This window comes from Aeromonas ichthyocola, assembly GCF_046087985.1.
GTDB lineage: Bacteria > Pseudomonadota > Gammaproteobacteria > Enterobacterales > Aeromonadaceae > Aeromonas > Aeromonas rivipollensis.
The window spans coordinates 79,834-95,055 of record NZ_JBJSWH010000006.1 but is presented as its reverse complement, the minus strand read 5'-3'; the positions used below and the strand labels follow the sequence as shown (position 1 = coordinate 95,055).

Below are 15,222 nucleotides of genomic sequence, written 5' to 3'. Positions count from 1 at the left end.
ACTGAGCCCTTCAGTTTGGGTCTTTTTATGGCAGAAAGTCTGGGTGTCCCAGGATGATGACGTCGGCGAGATCAGGCCCCCTGCCAGCGCTTGAACAGCACGCTGGCATTCACGCCGCCAAAGCCGAAGCCGTTGGAGATGGCGTGCTCTATCCCCATGTCACGAGCCGTGCCCCGCACTATGTCCACGCCGTCGGCGAACGGGTCGGGTTGTAGCAGGTTGCGGGTGGCAGGCACTCTCTGATCGCGAATGGCCAGGGCGGTGAAGATGGCCTCTATGCCCCCGGCGGCCCCCAGCAGGTGGCCGGTGGCAGACTTGGTGGAGGTCACCGCAATCTGGTTGTCATCCCCAAATACGCGTTTGATGGCGGCCAGCTCCCCCCTGTCACCCACCGTAGTCGAGGTGGCATGGGCATTGAGGTGCTGGACATCCGCCGCCTGAATGCCGGCCTGAGCCAGGGCCGCCATCATGGCGCGGCGTGCGCCGTCGCCATCTTCGGGACCGGCGGTGAGGTGATAGGCGTCGGCACTGGTGCCATAGCCCACCAGCTCCACTATGGGGGTGGCGCCCCGGGCCAGGGCGTGTTCCAGGGATTCAATCACCAGGATCCCGGCCCCTTCGCCCATGACAAACCCATCGCGGTCGACATCGAAGGGGCGGGAGGCCGCTTCGGGGTCATCGGCATAGGCTGAGGACAGCGCGCGAGCAGCGGCAAACCCGCCCAGACTGACGCGGTCAATGGTGGCTTCGGCCCCGCCACAGATGGCGATGTCGGCCTCACCGCAGCGAATGAGCCGGGCGGCGTCGCCAATGGCCTGCACCCCTGCGGCGCAGGCCGTGACCGGTGCCCCGAGCGGCCCCTTGAAGCCGAAGTTGATGGAGACATGGCCCGCCGCCATGTTGACCAGGAAGGAGGGGATGGTGAAGGGGGACAAGCGGCGCGGTCCCCGCTCATCCGTGGTGCGCACCGCATCGACGATGGCGGGGAAGCCGCCGATGCCCGAGGCGATGATGGTGGCGGTGCGCTCCTGCTCCGCCGCCGTCCTGGGGGCCCAGTTGGCTTGCAGCAGGGCCTCCTTGGCCGCGGCAATGGCAAAGAGGATGAAGCGATCCATCTTCTTCTGCTCCTTGATCGGCACCACTGCATCAGGATCAAACCCGGCCAGGGGATCTTCTGCCAGGGAGGGCACCATGGCGCCCACCTTGGCGGCCAGCCCTTCGGTGAAGGCCTCCGGCAGGCGGCGCAAGCCGGACTGGCCCGCCAGCAGCCGCTGCCACACTGTTTCCACCCCATATCCAAGCGGGGTCACAGCTCCCATTCCTGTCACCACGATGCGAGTTGAGCTCATGATTCTGATTCCTGTTTCGAAGGGTTATCGCCGCTCATCACGCCATTGGTATGGCGCAGACGCTGCTTCATGCCGTCACTGGCGGCCGGTCCCGGCACCAGGGTGTGGCGCGAGGGTGAAATCTCCTGACCCGTGCGCCTGTCCACCAGCATGGGCTCGACCAGCTCGCCCGTCTGGGCATCCCTCAGCTGGATGCTGGCTCCCTCGGGCGCAAGGTGGTTATTGCCCCAGGTGAGCAGCGCGATCAGCACGGCGCTGAGATCCTGGCCGCGGGGGGTGAGCGCATATTGATAGCGAGGGGGGCGTTCGGAGTAGAGCCGCTTCTCCATCAGCCCCCCCTCGACCAGGGCGGTCAAGCGCCGGGTCAGTATGTTGGGGGAAATACCAAGGCTCTTTTGAAATTCATCGAAGCGCGACAGGCCATGCATGGCATCGCGGATAATCAGCAGACTCCACCACTCGCCGACATGATCCAGGCTGCGGGCGATGGGGCACTGCTGTTCACTCAGACTCTTCTTGCGCATCTGGGGTCATCAGGTTACTTGCATAATGGAAGTAACCATACGGCCCTTACTTCCATTATGCAAGTGACTTGTGCCGTCCGGTGGCGGGCGACATCTTGGGGATAGGAAAAGCTGGGAGTCAGAAACCCGGCCGTCAGCTGGGGCGCGGCGGCCGGGTGAATTGTAAAGAGTAGGGTGACGGGGAAGGGGATCAGCCTAGTCTAATCAACTCTATGGGCGCGTAACGCTCTTGGGTGTTTGCCAGCAGCACGCACTTCTCATGCTCCGCCTCATAGGGGGTCAGGTTGTCGGTGTGAGCCTCCTTCAGGGTGTCGACCGCGCCGGTGGCGGCAATCATGACGCGCTGGCCCAGGGTCAGCACATTGCGGTTTCTATCGTAGATCTTCATGGCATTCTCCTTTTCGGGTGTGGGCCCCGGCCCGTGCCGGGGCAACGGGCCCAGACTACGCCTCCGAAAAAACGAGATGCCTGTCACAGATCAAAAAAAGGGGAAAGAGGGACTCAGGGTGGCGGGCAAGCCGGGCGCGCTGGCAAGAGGGCCTCGTCGAGGCCGCCATTGCCTGTCGCAGGGTACGCGGGTCGCCTCTGCTTTTCATCGCCACAGGCTCGAACCGGAAAAGGGATGGGTTATAGTGGTGCCGCTCGTTTAACTGCCTTCAACCAACCGGGATCCCATTATGAATCGTGAAATTGCCGCCCAGTTCATCAAGATGCTGACCAACCTGGACCAGTGTCTGGCCAAGGCCGAGGCCCATGCCGCGGCGAAGAAGTTCAATGTGGAGAACTTCTTCAATGAGCGCCTCATCGTCGACATGCTGCCGCTGAGCAAGCAGGTGCTGATCTGCTGCGACAGCGCCCGCGCCCTGGTGGCCACCGCCAGCCTGAGCGAGCCGCCGGTGCTCGGGGATGATCCCAAGACAATGGCGGATCTGCGCGCTCATGCAGCCAAGACCATCGCCTATCTGCAGAGCAAGCTGGACGCCGACTTCAGCCAGTATGCGAGCGGCCACTACTACCCCTACTGGGCGGGTGGCAAGGGGATGGACGGCCACAGCTGCGTCCACGAGTACGGCATCCCCAACTTCTACTTCCACCTGACCATGACCTATGCCCTGCTGCGCCAGGCCGGGGTCGATCTCGGCAAGAAGGACTACCTGGGTGGCCTGAACCTGCAATAAGAACCCATCCCATCAGGCTATTTAACTCGCCATTTTGAACCCAGGCAGTGCTCGAAATCCTCACGTACTCCAGTACGCTCCGGTTTCTGCGCGCTGGCTGTGTCCAAACTGCCTTCGACAATGACGCCTATTGGGATAGGTTGTAAGCCGCTGCCCTGCCGGAATGAAAAGAGCCTGCCATCCGGCAGGCTCTCTGCTTCTTGGGCCCCGGCATTCCCGGGATGGCACCGGCTTATTCGCTCGGGATCTCGGGCTCCACCAGGGCGGCGAGCTGGGTCAGGGACTCCTGCCAGCCGAGATAGCACATCTCGACCGGGATGAGCGCGGGTATGCCGGCCTGCTCTATGGCCAGTTCGGTGCCGCACAGCACCTGGGTGAGGGTGATGGTGACCCGCATCTCACCGGGCAGCTTGGGGTCGTCGAAACTGTCCGTGTAGCGCAGGCGCTTGCCCGGCTCCAGCTCGAGATACTCGCCGCCGAAGGCATGGCTGTGGCCGCTGCCGAAATTCGTGAACGACATCCTGAAGGTGCCGCCGACCCGTGCCTCCAGATGCTCCACCCGGCAGGTGAAGCCATGGGGCGGCAGCCATTTGGCCAGGGCGTCCACCTCGATAAAGGCTCTGTATACCCGCATCGGCGGGGCCTTGAGTACGCGGTGCAGTGTCACAGTTCCAGTCGTCATGGGGGATACCTCCTCGGTTGGTCCGCAGCAAGAATAGTCGCCCACGCCGGAGTTGGCCGCTGCCCGGGCTTTCCCTCAGCCGCCCACGGCGATGTTGGCCGCTGCCGGGCTTTCCCTCAGCCGCCGAGGGCTATGGTGGCCAGTACTATGGCGACGCCTGCGGCGGCGAAGAGCACGCCGATCAGCAGGGGGCGGGGGGAACCGGCATAGCGGGCGAGTCCGTAACCAATCCCCATCAGCATCAGCAGGGCGATGGCGTGGGAGAGACGCAGGGCCGGCACGGGATCCTGCATGAAGATGAAGGGCAGCAACACGGGGAAGGTGGAGAGGAACACCATGAGGAAGACCCCCAGGCTGTTGAGCAGATCATTCCAGCGCCAGACACCCCCCTGACCCAGCTCGGGGCGTTGTTGCAGACGCACCTGCCACTCCCTGAGTTCAGGGTCGCGGCAGATCGCCGCCAGCGGGCCGGGCAGGGCGTCTCGCAGCGCCGCTATCCCCCTCTCGTCACCGGGTGTCAGCAGGCGCAACTGCTGCAACAACCGCAGGGCCCGGCTTCGTTCGGTCAGGGTGGTGATGAGGTAGACGATGGCATCTATCATGCCCCAGGCGATGTTGCAGCCGATGCCGGCGATCAGCAGATCCCTGATCTCGGCGCGCCCCGCCTCGAGTGCGTTGAAGCACCCGGTGAAGGTGAGCACCATCAGCAGGCCGAACAGGATCTCCGAGTAGCGGGAGATGGGGTCTATGGGGGAAAAACGGGGTGGGTTCATGGGGCTGTCTCTGGATGGACGTTGAGACATGAGCATGGAAGCGGCCCACGGCAAGATCAAGGAGACCCGGTGCGCCAGTCAGGTGCCGTCAAGCCTGGCGCAGCGGATGGCCCCTGCTGCTGTCATTATCCCTGTCCTGCGTCGTACTTCTTCGCTAACGCAGTGATTTTTCAGCGGATTGGCGAGGAGTTGATCAAGGTAGAGGTTATTGCCGCCGTTCGCTCATATAATCGCCGCCATGCAAGCGACTCGGAAGGATTCGATGACAAAGCCGATGGTGGCCCTGCTGGGGTTGTTTTACGCCTGCCTGGTGTGGGCCAACCCCGTTCCCTTCGTGGCCAGTCCGTCACCGGTGCAGGGGAAGATGGAGCCGCTGCTCTCCTGGTTCACCGGGGAGTTCTCCAGCCAGGAGCAGGCCGGTTACGACCCGCGTTTCACCAGTGCCGAGCTGCGACTGGTGGAGATCTGGCCCGGGGAAGGCCCCTTTCGCTGGGTCTATGCCGAGCAGTTTCTGACCGAGCGGGCGGTGCGCCCCTTCCGTCAGCGCATCTACCGTTTCTCCCCGCTGCCCGATGGTCGCATCCTGATGGCCGAGCTGACCATGCCGAGGGCCACCGATTTTGCCGGCGCCTGGCGCCAGCCCGAACTGCTCGACACCCTCACTCCGCAACAACTCTCCCTGCGCCAGGGGTGCGAGATCTGGCTGACCCGCCAGGCCAGCGGAGAGTACGCGGGCCACAGCAAGGTCGGCAGCTGTGCCACCGACTTTGGCGGCGCCACTACCCTGGTGCAGTACCTCTGGATAGGCCCCAACAGCGTCAGGCTGCTGGACAGGGCCTATGACAACGGCGCCCGCCAGCGCTGGGGCAGCCCGGGGGAGGGATATCTCTACCTGCGCAAGGTGAAACAACGGGGGGAATGAGCCGGACGGCGCCGTGTCACGCCTGTATGTCCAGCGCCTGGCGGTGCTCGCTGAGGTAGTCGATCAGCAGTCGCAGCCGCAGCGGCATGGGCTCTCTCGCCGGATAAAGCATGTTGACCGGGCGCGGGGCGGGCAGGGCATCCGGCAGTATTTCCAGCAGGGCGCCGCTGGCCAGCTCCTGGCTCAGCAGGGCGCGCGGTTGCAGCACTATGCCCGCATGATTCAGCGCTGCCACCTTGAGGGCGCTGCCATGGTTGCTGATGAAGGGGCTGTCCCACAGGTGCAACTGCTCGAGGGGAAACTCAGTGGCCAGGCTCGACTGGGTCAGCCAGGGGGCGAAGCCCAGGCAGTGGTGACGGGCGAGATCCGCGAGTTCCTGCGGGGTGCCGTGCCGTTGCAGGTAGCGCGGGGAGGCGCAGAACACCGAGGCCGAGTGGGCCAGCGGGCGGGCTATGTAGGCGGCATCCTTGGGGGTGCCGACCCGGAAGATGAGGTCGAAGCCATCACCGATCACGTCGACCAGCCGATCACAGAGATCCAGCTCGATGCGGATCTGCGGATACTGCGCCATGAAGCGGCACAGCAAGGGGGTCAGCCGATAGCTGCCGAAGGTGATGGGGGCATTGATGCGGATCTTGCCCGCCGCCTGGCCGGTATGGGCCTGGGTATTCTGCTCCAGCGCCCTGTAGTGTTGCAGCAGGCTCTGGCAACCGCCGAGGTACTCCCTGCCCGCCTCGGTCAGGCTCTGGCAGCGGGTGTTGCGGTTGAGCAGGCGGGAGCCGACCCTGGCCTCCAGCCATTTGATGTACTTGCCGATCATGGCCGGTGTCATCTCGAAGCGGTCCGCCACGGCACTGAAGCTGCCCGCGCGGGCGACCTCGACGAAGATCTCGATGGCGGTCAGACGGTCCACTCTAAACTCCTGGTTTATAAAGCCGAGCGCCACTATGTCTGGCTGGCGAAGCGGCTGTCAATATACTGGGCGGCATCCAACCGACCGGGAAATGCCCTGCGATGAGTCTCGATTATTACGCCCTCTACCTGCTGCTCGCCCTGGGAACTGTGCTCAGTCCCGGGCCGGCGGTGATCTACACCATAGGCAACACCCTGACCCGGGGAAGCCGCCACGCCATCGCCGGCTTTGTGGGGGTGGCGGTGGGGATATTGATGGTAGCGACCCTGGCCTCGCTGGCGGTGATCTGGTTTACCCACTGGCTGGCCGGGGGCCAGCAGATCCTCACCTTGGGGGGCGCCCTCTATCTGCTCTATCTGGGGGTGAACTCCTGGCGCCAGCGCGCGGTGAGCCCTGTGATGGGCAAAAGCTCGGATAGGGATTGCTGGCGCAGCTTCGTCAAGGGGGCGCTCATCAGCCTGCTCAACCCCAAGGCGATCATCTTCTTCACCAGCCTGTTTCCCCAGTTCATCGACTTTCGCCAGGGGGCGCTGGGCCAGTGCCTGCTGCTGGCGCTGACCTTCAGCGCCGTGGTGCTGGTGGTGCACGGCGGCTACTGCCTGGTGTTTCGCTGGGTGGGACTGCAGGGCTATGGCGAGCGCTTCGCCAGGGGCATCAACCGGCTGTCGGCTGTGATGTTCACCGGCTTCGCGATCCTGCTGCTGATAAGGGCGCTGGGCTGAGAGAGGGCCGGGCGGGGCACCCCGCCTGGCGAAGAAGAGCGGGATGGCGCCGGATAGCGCCATCCCGCTACTGCATCAGAGTTTGAACAGCGGCCGCAGGCGTATGCCAATGATGCTGCCCGCCAGGGCCATCAGCATCCAGACCCAGCCGTGCAGGCTGCCGGACGCCGTGCCGTCGAAGAAGCCGCCCAGGTTGCAGGCGCTGTACATGGCCCCCATCCCCATCAGCAGACCGCCTATGATGGCCGCCAGACTGTTGCCTATGCGGATCGGGGTGTGGTTGCCGCCGCCGCTCAGGCAACGGGCCAGCGCGGCTCCCAGGATCCCCAGCCAGAACATGCCGACCATGGGATTGATGAAGAGCGGCTGGGCCAGCTTGGGGTTGCCCTCGAACAGGCCGAACAAGGAGGCGCCGCGCAGCGCCATGTCATAGACGGCCCCCGTGATGGTCCAGGCCGAACCGTGCAGGGCCACCACGGCGGAGTTGAGCAGGGCGATGAGGATGCCGCCGGTCAGCACGGTGAAGCGGCCGTCGCGCCAGAACAGGTTGCCGCCGCCGAAGAGGGGCTTCACCTCACCGGTGCACTTCAATTCACTCTTGCGAAACAGCAGGAAGAGCACGGCGACCAGGGCCAGGTTGAGCAGCATGCCGCTCCAGATATTGCCGGTCAAATCCTTGGCAAGCACCACCTGGCTGGAGAAGCTGGCCTCCAGCTCGGGACGAAACTGGTTGCTGATGAGGGTGCCGATGCCGTAGCAGATCAGCACCAGCCAGAAGCGGGGTTGCCCCTCGCCACAGCAGTAGAGGGTGCCGGTGGCGCAGACCCCCGCTAGCTGCATGCCGATGCCGAACAGGAAGGCGCCGACGATGAAGGGGACGCCTATGGCCATGACGTTGCCCACCATGGCATCGCCAAAGAGGGCATGAGTGAAGGAGAGGAAGGTGGTGAACAGCAGGATCTCGATGGCGATGGTGAGCAGGTGCACCCGCACATAGTAGCTGTTGCGCCTGGTCAGCATTTCGCGCCAACCGAATACTATGCCGAAGCGGCTGAAGGAGAGGGTGAAGCCGAAACCGAAGCCGATCAGTGCCATCAGGGCCCACTTCATGCCGAAGGTGGTGCCGAGCCAGAGCAAGGCTACCCCCGCGAGTGCCACTATGGGGAGCGACCATTGTCGAGTCATGCCGATACATCCGTAACGTTATTGTGGTGAAGGCGTGCATCCTAATCCCACAATGAGTCCGATGCCAGCTTGCTTGGGGTAATCTCGCTGTCAGGGCCAGGCCAAGGCCTCAGACATAGGCACTCGCCTCGACGGCCAGCTCCACCAGGATGGAGAGGCTGGGCTGGTGATACCGAACAGCAGACCGGTGACCTGCCGTGGTCGGTCAGCTGAACCTCTATCTCAAGCCATCAGGGGTTTTGTCAAATCCACCAGCTCGCCAGAATGGAGAGGCTGACCACCGCAAACAGCACGCCGGTCACCAGATTGAGCGGCCGCTGCACCCGTAGCAGCAGGCGCTGGGCGCGATCGGTGGAGAGGCTCCACGCCAGCAACCCGAACCAGCAGAGGGAGATGATGAAGAGCTCGCCCACCAGCAGGCTGCGGGTCATTCCATCCACCTCTGGCGTCACCATGGCGGCCAGCAGACCGATAAAGAACACCAGCGCCTTGGGGTTAAGCAGATTGGTGGCAAGGCCAGTGCGCACGCCCCTGCCCCAGCCGCGCAGCTCGTTGGCGGCGCTGGCCATCACGGTGCTGCTCTGCTGGCGAGCCGCCATCAAGGCGCCCCACCCGAACCAGCCCAGATAGAGGGCGCCGCAGCACTTGATCACCATAAACAGCAGCGGGTGGCTGGCGATCAGCATGCTGATCCCGGTCAGGCTGAAGGTGGCGTGCACCATGATCGCCAGCGAGATGCCCAGCGCCGCGCCAAGGGCGGTCGGCCGGTGCAGGCTGGTGCGCAGGATCAGGGCAAAATCGGGGCCGGGGCTGGCCAGTGCAATCAGGTGCATCAGGCCAAGGGTAACGAACAGACTGGTCAGCATAACAACTCTCGCTTTAACGACGGAGAACCAGCATGGCGGATCAGCGGGGGGCGCGGCTTGTAAAAGATTGCATCTGGGCACGAAATTCGGCGGGCGTCAGACCGAATGCCTGGCGAAAGCCGTGGTGGAAGTGACTCTGATCGAAGAAGCCGACCGCCAGCGCCACCTCGCTCACCGCCATCCCGCTCGCCAGCAGCCGCTTGCCCTGCTCCAGCCGCAGCCGTTTCAGCCAGGCGTAGGGGGTCATGCCGCTGCGCTTCTTGAACTGGCGCAGGAAGGCGAAACGGTCGAGCCCGAGCAGCCCCGCCAGCTCTTCCAGCGAGTGGGGCTCGTCGAGAGCTGGCCATCAGGTAGTCGCGCAGGAATCGCAACTGGGGATCCGCCAGCTGGTGCACCTCGGGAGGCCAGATGCAGCAGCTCCCCCAGCAGGGCGAGCAGCTGGCTCTCGATCAGCAGGCCATCGGCCTTGGGGTTGTCGAGATAGCCGTGCAGCTGGGCAAAGCCCTGATAGAGGTCGGGGCGGCTCTGCAATCCCTTGTCGAAGAAGGGCTCCGGCTTGTCTGGCAGCCAGCGGGCCAGCTGCTCGGGGGCTATGGCGAACACCCTCACCTCGTACCCTTCCGGCAGCAGGCTGAGGCCGTCGTGCATCTCGTCCGGGTTGACGGTGGAGAGCTCGCCGCGCACCAGGTTGTGGCTGCTGCCCTTGTGAATGAACTTCTGGCCGCCCTGCTGCACCAGACCTATGTGGTAGTCCAGGTGCACGTGGCGGCCATAGCTGAACTCCCTGTGATGGGAGTGGGAGAGTTCGACCCCCGGCAGGTGCGGGGATTGCCAGTAGCGGATGCGGGATGGAGAAGCGTGGAGAAGCGCTCATGGTCTATTGATAACCCGAAAGCCGGCCCCTGGCTTGTAGATTATTGCAGGGACCGCGCGCTCGCCTTCTCAACCGGCTTGCTGACGCCGCTTGCCGCTGCGCAGCCCGTCCAGGCTGAACAGCACCAGGGCGCTCCAGATGCAGCCGAAGGTGATCATCTTGTCCAGCGCCAGCGCTTCCCCGTAGAGGGTGACCGCCAGGATGAACATCAGGCTGGGGCCTATGTACTGGAAGAAGCCCAGGGTGGAGAGTTTGAGCCGGGTGGCGGCTGCGGTGAAGCAGAGCAGGGGCGCCGTGGTGACGACCCCGGCGGCGATCAGCAGCAGGTTCAGGTGCCAGTCGTTTTGCGTGAGGTGGCTGGTGGGGCTGTCGGCGAATCCCCACAGGTAGATGGCCGCCGGTGGCAGCATGATCATGGTCTCGATCAGCAGGCCGGTAAGGGCATCGAGGGCCAGCTTCTTGCGAATGAGGCCATAGATGGCGAAGCTCGAGGCCAGCACCAGGGCTATCCAGGGCAGGGAGCCGAAGGCGATGAGCTGGACGGCGACCCCTATCACCGCCAGTCCCACCGCCCACCACTGCAGGCGACGCAGCTTCTCGCTCAGAAACACCATGCCGAGCAGCACGTTGAACAGGGGGTTGATGTAGTAGCCGAGGCTGGCATCCAGCATGTGACCGTTGTTGATGGCCCAGATGAACAGCAGCCAGTTGCCACCGACTGTGATGGAGGTGAAGGCCAGGGTGAGCAGCACTTTGGGTTGGCGCAGCACGACCTGCACCTTGTGCCACTGGCGGCCGATCAGGGTCAGCACCATCAGCAGGGCGCAGGACCAGATCATGCGGTGGGTCAGGATCTCGGCGGCCGGGACGGCGGAAATGGTCTTGAAGTAGATGGGCGCCAGGCCCCAAAGGGTATAGGCGCACAGGGCATAGATGATGCCCTGGCGCTGGATCTGTTGCTGCATACGGATAACCTTCACTGGAGAGTCGGATGTTGGAAAACATCGCAAAAAATCAGTGTAGCGATCCTTTTGGGGGGAAAGAAGTTAATAAATGCCGTTTGGCGAGATTTTTACAGCATGGAATCGACTCAGCGCCGGCCACCGCGGCGGATCTTCTCTACATCCATGAGCAGCCACAGCATGAGTGCGATGGCGGAGATCCAGGGACCCCAGGTCACATAGGCCTCACCCTCGCCCAGCATGAAGAAGAGCAGCGGCAGGCCCACTACCAGAAACAGTACACTTCCCAGAAAAAACAGCATTTTTATCTTTATATTTAAGGGCTTGTCTATTTGATGATTATATCGATTGAGGCCGTTGAGGAAAGGGTAAAAATGAAAAAGGGGGATTTCTCCCCCAATTCGATCGGTGAGCGGCATTTCTGATCTTATTCGAGCTGGATCCAGGTGCTTTTCAGCTCTGTGTACTTCTCCAGGGCGTGCAATGACTTGTCGCGGCCGTTGCCAGACTGCTTGAAGCCGCCAAACGGCATCGTCATGTCGCCCCCATCCCAGTTGTTGACGAAGACGGTGCCGGCGCGCAGGGCGCGGGAGCCCTTGACCGCCTTGTTGAGATCCGCCGTCCAGATCGCCGCCGCCAGGCCATAGTCGGTGTCGTTGCCAAGGGCGATGGCGTCTTCGAGCGTGTCGAAGCCGGTCACCGCCAGCACAGGGCCGAAGATCTCCTCGCGGAAGATGCGCATTTGCGGCGTCACCTCGTCAAAAATCGTGGGCTCGATATAAGCCGCCGCTCTCTGTGTGGGTGCGCTTGCCCCCCAGCAGCAGCTTGGCGCCCTCCTGCTGGCCGATGGCGATGTAGTTCAACACCTGCTCCATCTGGATGCCGTCCACCATGGCGCCGATGCGGGTGGCGGGGTCCAGCGGGTTGGCGGCGATCCACTCGCGGGCATGGGCCAGCAGTCGCTCCATGAACTGCACCTTGATGCTGTTTTGCACCAGCAGGCGGGAGGCGGCGGTGCACACCTCGCCCTGGTTGTAGAAGATGGCGCCCACGGCACTCCTGGCGGCGGCGTCCAGATCAGGCGCGTCCGCCAGCACTATGTTGGGGCTCTTGCCGCCGCACTCCATAAAGGCGCGTTTCAGATTTGATTTCCCGGAGCACTGCACCAGATGCTTGCCGATCTTGGTGGAGCCGGTGAAGGTGATGCAGTCTACGTCCATGTGCATGGCCAGCGCCTCACCCACTGTGTGGCCAAAGCCCGGCAGCACGTTGAACACCCCGTCCGGGATGCCCGCCTCTTTCGCTATGCCGGCGATGCGCAGGGCGGTGAGGGGGGATTTTTCGGACGGCTTGAGGATGACGGAGTTGCCGGTGGCGAGCGCCGGGCCCAGCTTCCAGCAGGCCATCACCAGGGGGAAGTTCCAGGGCACTATGGCGGCAACCACCCCGAGCGCCTCGCGGGTCACCAGGGCCAGGGCGGACTCTTCCACAGGGGCGACCTGATCGTAGATCTTGTCGATGGCCTCGGCGTTCCAGGCGATGCAGTTGGCGGCGGCGGGGGCGTCATAGCCCATGGCATCGCCGATGGGCTTGCCCATGTCCAGGGATTCCAGCAGGGCCAGCTCCACCTGGTTAAGGCGCATCAGTTCGGCGAAGCGCTGCATGATCAGCTTGCGCTGTTTCGGGGAGAGCCCGCTCCAGCGCTTGTCATCGAAGGCGGCGCGGGCGGCCTGCACCGCCAGCTCGGCGTCGGCGGCGTCGCAGGAGGCCACCTTGGTCAGCAACTGGCCGTTGGCCGGGTTGATGCAATCGAAGGTGGCGCCGTTGACGGCGTCCCGGTAGCTGCCGTCGATAAAGGCTTGCGAGGGCAGGGTCAGATGGGCGGCCTTGTGTTGCCACTGGGCCAGGGTCAGGTCACTCATGTTCACTCCTTGAACCGGCAAAGATAGTCTCCGCGTATCAATATGCTAAACATCCTGCCGCTTGTAAATCCATCTTGTAACAATTCATTAAACACTTGCTGCCCAAAATGTCGGAGAAAAGGCCCCGATCTGCGGCGGACTTTACCCAGGCAGCGGGGCCGTTTCGTGGAGGGGCGAGCTGCCCTGGTCACCCATGGGGATCAGAAGCTGGCTGGCGTGTTGGCCGAGATAAGCACGCACTCCTGTTCCCCCACGTTGCGGAAACGGTGCGGGGTGCGGCTGTCGAAGTAGTAGCCATCACCGGGCGCCAGCAGGTGTACCTGCTCGCCGACGGTGACCTCCACCTGACCCTGGATGACGATGCCGCACTCTTCCCCCTCGTGGCTCAGCATGTCGTCGCCGGTGTCGGCGCCAGGGGGCAGTACCTCCTGCATCATGCCGATGGCGCGGTTGGCCCGGCTGTGGCCCACCAGTCGATAGCTGATGGGGTGGGTGCCGAGATCCGGCATGTCGTCCGCGCGGAAGATCACCTCGGAATCCATCTCCGTCTCATCGGTGAAGAAGCTGGCGAGCGACATGGGGATGCCTTCCAGCACTTTGCGCAGCGACGCGACCGAGGGGCTCACCTGATTTTTCTCGATCTGGGAGATAAAACCGTTGGTCACACCGGAGCGCTTGGCCAGCTCGCGCTGGGAGAGGGCCGCCTTGGTGCGAACCGCCTTGAGGCGGTGACCGATATCCATCGATAGACACTCCTTGACTGTTTACTATTATTAAAATTGTGTTAAATATCTTATACCACCCCGAGGGGGTGACACCAAGCAGGGCGATGAAAGGCCCTTTTTTATGGATTCAGGTGTTTAATTTAATAGGCATCAGCCAAGTGTTACTAAACGCCTTAAGGATGAGGTGACCATGAAACCGATTAGCGACATCAATACCCCTTCCGACATGTCCGCCTTCTGGATGCCCTTCACCGCCAACCAGCAGTTCAAGGCGGCGCCGCGCATCCTGAAGTCGGCAGAGGGGATGTATTATCACTCAGAGGATGGCCGCAAGATACTGGATGGCACCGCCGGGCTCTGGTGTTGCAACGCGGGCCATGGTCGGCGCGAGATTGCCGAGGCGGTCTCCCAGCAGATCTCGCACCTCGATTTCGCCCCCACGTTCCAGATGGGCCACCCTCTGCCGTTCGAGCTGGCCAACCAGCTGGTGGAGATAGCCCCCAAGGGCTTCGGCCACGTCTTCTATACCAACTCAGGCTCGGAATCCGTCGATACGGCGCTCAAGATAGCGCTGGCCTGGCAGCGAGCCCGCGGTCAGGGCACCCGCACCCGGCTCATAGGTCGCGAGCGCGGTTATCACGGGGTCGGCTTCGGTGGCATCTCGGTGGGGGGCATTCCCGGCAACCGCAAGTGGTTCGGCTCCCTGCTTGGGGGTGTGGATCACCTGCCCCACACCCTCAACATCGCCAAAAATGCCTTCACCAAGGGGTTGCCAGCGGAAGATTTCACCCTGGCCGACGAGCTGGAGAAGATCGTCTTCCTCCATGATGCCAGCAACATAGCGGCCGTCATCGTCGAACCCATAGCCGGCAGTACCGGCGTCATCATGCCCCCCAAGGGCTACCTCAAGCAGCTGAGAGAGATCTGCACCAAACACGGCATCCTGCTGATCTTCGACGAGGTGATCACCGGCTTCGGCCGCCTGGGCTCCGCCTTTGCCGCCCAGGAGTTCGACGTCATTCCCGACCTTATCACCTGCGCCAAGGGGCTCACCAACGGCGCCATCCCCATGGGGGCCGTGTTGGTGCAGAACCACATCTATGACGACATGATGGCCGCCGGCAAGGGCGCCATCGAGCTGTTCCACGGCTACACCTACTCGGGTCACCCTGTGGCGGCCGCCGCGGGTCTGGCGACCCTCGAGATCTACCGCAGCGAGAACCTGCTCCATCGCGCCGCCGATCTGGCTGGCTACTGGGAGGAGGCGGCGCATTCCCTCAAGGGCTGCAAGCATGTGAAGGATGTGCGCAACTACGGGCTGGTGGCGGGCATAGAGCTCGAATCCATGCCGGATGCGCCGGGCAAGCGGGCCTACGAGGTGTTCGTGCGCTGCTTCGAGAAGGGGGCGCTTATCCGGGTGACCGGCGACATCATAGCCCTGTCGCCACCCCTCATCATCGAGCGCAGCGAGATCGACGACCTCTTCACCCTGCTGCAGGATGTCCTGCAGGCCCAGGACTGATACTTACCCTTTGTTGCATGGCGCCCGCCGGGCGCCCTCTTCCTGTGCCTGATGCCCACGGCTGCGCACAAGGATGACGCGAATGACCCATCACGGAGGATTT

The 15,222-nt window shown here is 63.2% G+C and carries 16 protein-coding genes and 2 pseudogenes; 5 read left to right on the top strand and 13 right to left on the bottom strand.

Features of this window, described 5'->3' with window-relative positions:
* Positions 1–71 precede the first annotated feature (71 nt).
* The 3 genes from fabF to ydfZ form a co-directional block, all read right to left on the bottom strand.
* Positions 72–1,349, bottom strand: coding sequence for a beta-ketoacyl-ACP synthase II (gene fabF, locus ACF2JD_RS17615; protein WP_440987872.1), 1,278 nt, complete (start codon positions 1,347–1,349; stop codon positions 72–74).
* Positions 1,346–1,873, bottom strand: a complete 528-nt coding sequence (locus ACF2JD_RS17610; protein ID WP_171277064.1) for a winged helix-turn-helix transcriptional regulator — start codon at positions 1,871–1,873, stop codon at positions 1,346–1,348. The genes fabF and ACF2JD_RS17610 overlap by 4 nt, the downstream gene beginning before the upstream one ends.
* A gap of 190 nt (positions 1,874–2,063) precedes the next feature.
* Positions 2,064–2,261, bottom strand: a complete 198-nt coding sequence (ydfZ, locus tag ACF2JD_RS17605; protein WP_106885287.1) for a putative selenium delivery protein YdfZ — start codon at positions 2,259–2,261, stop codon at positions 2,064–2,066.
* A 289-nt stretch (positions 2,262–2,550) separates the two neighbouring features.
* Between ydfZ and ACF2JD_RS17600 the strand changes: the two genes are divergently transcribed.
* Positions 2,551–3,051, top strand: a complete 501-nt coding sequence (locus ACF2JD_RS17600) for a DUF1993 domain-containing protein (protein WP_168236183.1) — start codon at positions 2,551–2,553, stop codon at positions 3,049–3,051.
* A 232-nt stretch (positions 3,052–3,283) separates the two neighbouring features.
* On the opposite strand, the gene ACF2JD_RS17595 is transcribed toward ACF2JD_RS17600, so the two are convergent.
* Together ACF2JD_RS17595 and ACF2JD_RS17590 are read right to left on the bottom strand one after the other, a co-directional pair.
* The gene (locus ACF2JD_RS17595; RefSeq protein WP_440987871.1) at positions 3,284–3,733 is read right to left on the bottom strand and encodes an SRPBCC family protein; all 450 of its coding nucleotides are present in this window, start codon (positions 3,731–3,733) and stop codon (positions 3,284–3,286) included.
* Positions 3,734–3,849: 116 nt separating this feature from the next.
* A complete protein-coding gene (locus ACF2JD_RS17590; RefSeq protein ID WP_111911680.1) occupies positions 3,850–4,506 on the bottom strand; it encodes a VIT1/CCC1 transporter family protein in 657 nt (218 codons plus the stop codon).
* 28 nt (positions 4,507–4,534) lie between these two features.
* Here ACF2JD_RS17590 and ACF2JD_RS17585 point away from each other — a divergent pair, with 28 nt between their 5' ends.
* Positions 4,535–4,672, top strand: a complete 138-nt coding sequence (locus ACF2JD_RS17585; RefSeq protein WP_440987870.1) for a hypothetical protein — start codon at positions 4,535–4,537, stop codon at positions 4,670–4,672.
* Between the two features lie 96 nt (positions 4,673–4,768).
* Positions 4,769–5,428, top strand: coding sequence for a chromophore lyase CpcT/CpeT (locus tag ACF2JD_RS17580; RefSeq protein WP_440987869.1), 660 nt, complete (start codon positions 4,769–4,771; stop codon positions 5,426–5,428).
* Positions 5,429–5,444: 16 nt separating this feature from the next.
* Here the strand turns inward: ACF2JD_RS17580 and ACF2JD_RS17575 are convergent, their stop codons facing one another.
* Positions 5,445–6,341 carry a LysR family transcriptional regulator gene (locus tag ACF2JD_RS17575; RefSeq protein ID WP_106885283.1) on the bottom strand — a complete coding sequence of 299 codons (897 nt, stop codon included), beginning with the start codon at positions 6,339–6,341 and terminating at the stop codon, positions 5,445–5,447.
* 101 nt (positions 6,342–6,442) lie between these two features.
* On the opposite strand from ACF2JD_RS17575, the gene ACF2JD_RS17570 reads away from it, so the two are divergent.
* Complete coding sequence (locus ACF2JD_RS17570) at positions 6,443–7,063, top strand: LysE family translocator (RefSeq protein WP_106885282.1); 621 nt, start codon at positions 6,443–6,445, stop codon at positions 7,061–7,063.
* Between the two features lie 75 nt (positions 7,064–7,138).
* On the opposite strand, the gene ACF2JD_RS17565 is transcribed toward ACF2JD_RS17570, so the two are convergent.
* The 7 genes and pseudogenes from ACF2JD_RS17565 to ACF2JD_RS17535 all read right to left on the bottom strand — a co-directional run bounded on the left by ACF2JD_RS17565 (position 7,139) and on the right by ACF2JD_RS17535 (position 13,615).
* A complete protein-coding gene (locus ACF2JD_RS17565) occupies positions 7,139–8,248 on the bottom strand; it encodes a YeeE/YedE thiosulfate transporter family protein (protein ID WP_440987868.1) in 1,110 nt (369 codons plus the stop codon).
* A gap of 242 nt (positions 8,249–8,490) precedes the next feature.
* A complete protein-coding gene (locus ACF2JD_RS17560; protein WP_440987867.1) occupies positions 8,491–9,114 on the bottom strand; it encodes a LysE family transporter in 624 nt (207 codons plus the stop codon).
* Between the two features lie 40 nt (positions 9,115–9,154).
* Positions 9,155–9,957 (bottom strand): annotated as a pseudogene (locus ACF2JD_RS17555) (AraC family transcriptional regulator).
* A 99-nt stretch (positions 9,958–10,056) separates the two neighbouring features.
* Positions 10,057–10,953: an EamA family transporter RarD gene (rarD, locus tag ACF2JD_RS17550; RefSeq protein ID WP_111911672.1), complete on the bottom strand. Its 897-nt coding sequence runs from the start codon at positions 10,951–10,953 to the stop codon at positions 10,057–10,059.
* A gap of 125 nt (positions 10,954–11,078) precedes the next feature.
* Positions 11,079–11,369, bottom strand: a complete 291-nt coding sequence (locus ACF2JD_RS17545) for a hypothetical protein (RefSeq protein ID WP_049828095.1) — start codon at positions 11,367–11,369, stop codon at positions 11,079–11,081.
* An 8-nt stretch (positions 11,370–11,377) separates the two neighbouring features.
* A pseudogene (locus ACF2JD_RS17540) lies at positions 11,378–12,872 on the bottom strand (aldehyde dehydrogenase).
* Positions 12,873–13,072: 200 nt separating this feature from the next.
* A complete protein-coding gene (locus tag ACF2JD_RS17535; protein WP_025325324.1) occupies positions 13,073–13,615 on the bottom strand; it encodes a cupin domain-containing protein in 543 nt (180 codons plus the stop codon).
* Between the two features lie 172 nt (positions 13,616–13,787).
* On the opposite strand from ACF2JD_RS17535, the gene ACF2JD_RS17530 reads away from it, so the two are divergent.
* Positions 13,788–15,119, top strand: coding sequence for an aspartate aminotransferase family protein (locus tag ACF2JD_RS17530; RefSeq protein WP_440987866.1), 1,332 nt, complete (start codon positions 13,788–13,790; stop codon positions 15,117–15,119).
* The last annotated feature ends 103 nt before the right edge of the window (positions 15,120–15,222 follow it).

Coding starts and splice junctions, on each gene's coding strand:
- ACF2JD_RS17565 (WP_440987868.1), bottom strand. CDS start 8,248: ATGACTCGACAATGGTCGCTCCCCATAGTGGCACTCGCGGGGGTAGCC.
- ACF2JD_RS17585 (WP_440987870.1), top strand. CDS start 4,535: ATGAGCATGGAAGCGGCCCACGGCAAGATCAAGGAGACCCGGTGCGCC.
- ydfZ (WP_106885287.1), bottom strand. CDS start 2,261: ATGAAGATCTACGATAGAAACCGCAATGTGCTGACCCTGGGCCAGCGC.
- ACF2JD_RS17580 (WP_440987869.1), top strand. CDS start 4,769: ATGACAAAGCCGATGGTGGCCCTGCTGGGGTTGTTTTACGCCTGCCTG.
- ACF2JD_RS17570 (WP_106885282.1), top strand. CDS start 6,443: ATGAGTCTCGATTATTACGCCCTCTACCTGCTGCTCGCCCTGGGAACT.
- ACF2JD_RS17590 (WP_111911680.1), bottom strand. CDS start 4,506: ATGAACCCACCCCGTTTTTCCCCCATAGACCCCATCTCCCGCTACTCG.
- ACF2JD_RS17530 (WP_440987866.1), top strand. CDS start 13,788: ATGAAACCGATTAGCGACATCAATACCCCTTCCGACATGTCCGCCTTC.
- ACF2JD_RS17545 (WP_049828095.1), bottom strand. CDS start 11,369: ATGCCGCTCACCGATCGAATTGGGGGAGAAATCCCCCTTTTTCATTTT.
- ACF2JD_RS17600 (WP_168236183.1), top strand. CDS start 2,551: ATGAATCGTGAAATTGCCGCCCAGTTCATCAAGATGCTGACCAACCTG.
- ACF2JD_RS17610 (WP_171277064.1), bottom strand. CDS start 1,873: ATGCGCAAGAAGAGTCTGAGTGAACAGCAGTGCCCCATCGCCCGCAGC.
- ACF2JD_RS17595 (WP_440987871.1), bottom strand. CDS start 3,733: ATGACGACTGGAACTGTGACACTGCACCGCGTACTCAAGGCCCCGCCG.
- rarD (WP_111911672.1), bottom strand. CDS start 10,953: ATGCAGCAACAGATCCAGCGCCAGGGCATCATCTATGCCCTGTGCGCC.
- ACF2JD_RS17535 (WP_025325324.1), bottom strand. CDS start 13,615: ATGGATATCGGTCACCGCCTCAAGGCGGTTCGCACCAAGGCGGCCCTC.
- ACF2JD_RS17560 (WP_440987867.1), bottom strand. CDS start 9,114: ATGCTGACCAGTCTGTTCGTTACCCTTGGCCTGATGCACCTGATTGCA.
- fabF (WP_440987872.1), bottom strand. CDS start 1,349: ATGAGCTCAACTCGCATCGTGGTGACAGGAATGGGAGCTGTGACCCCG.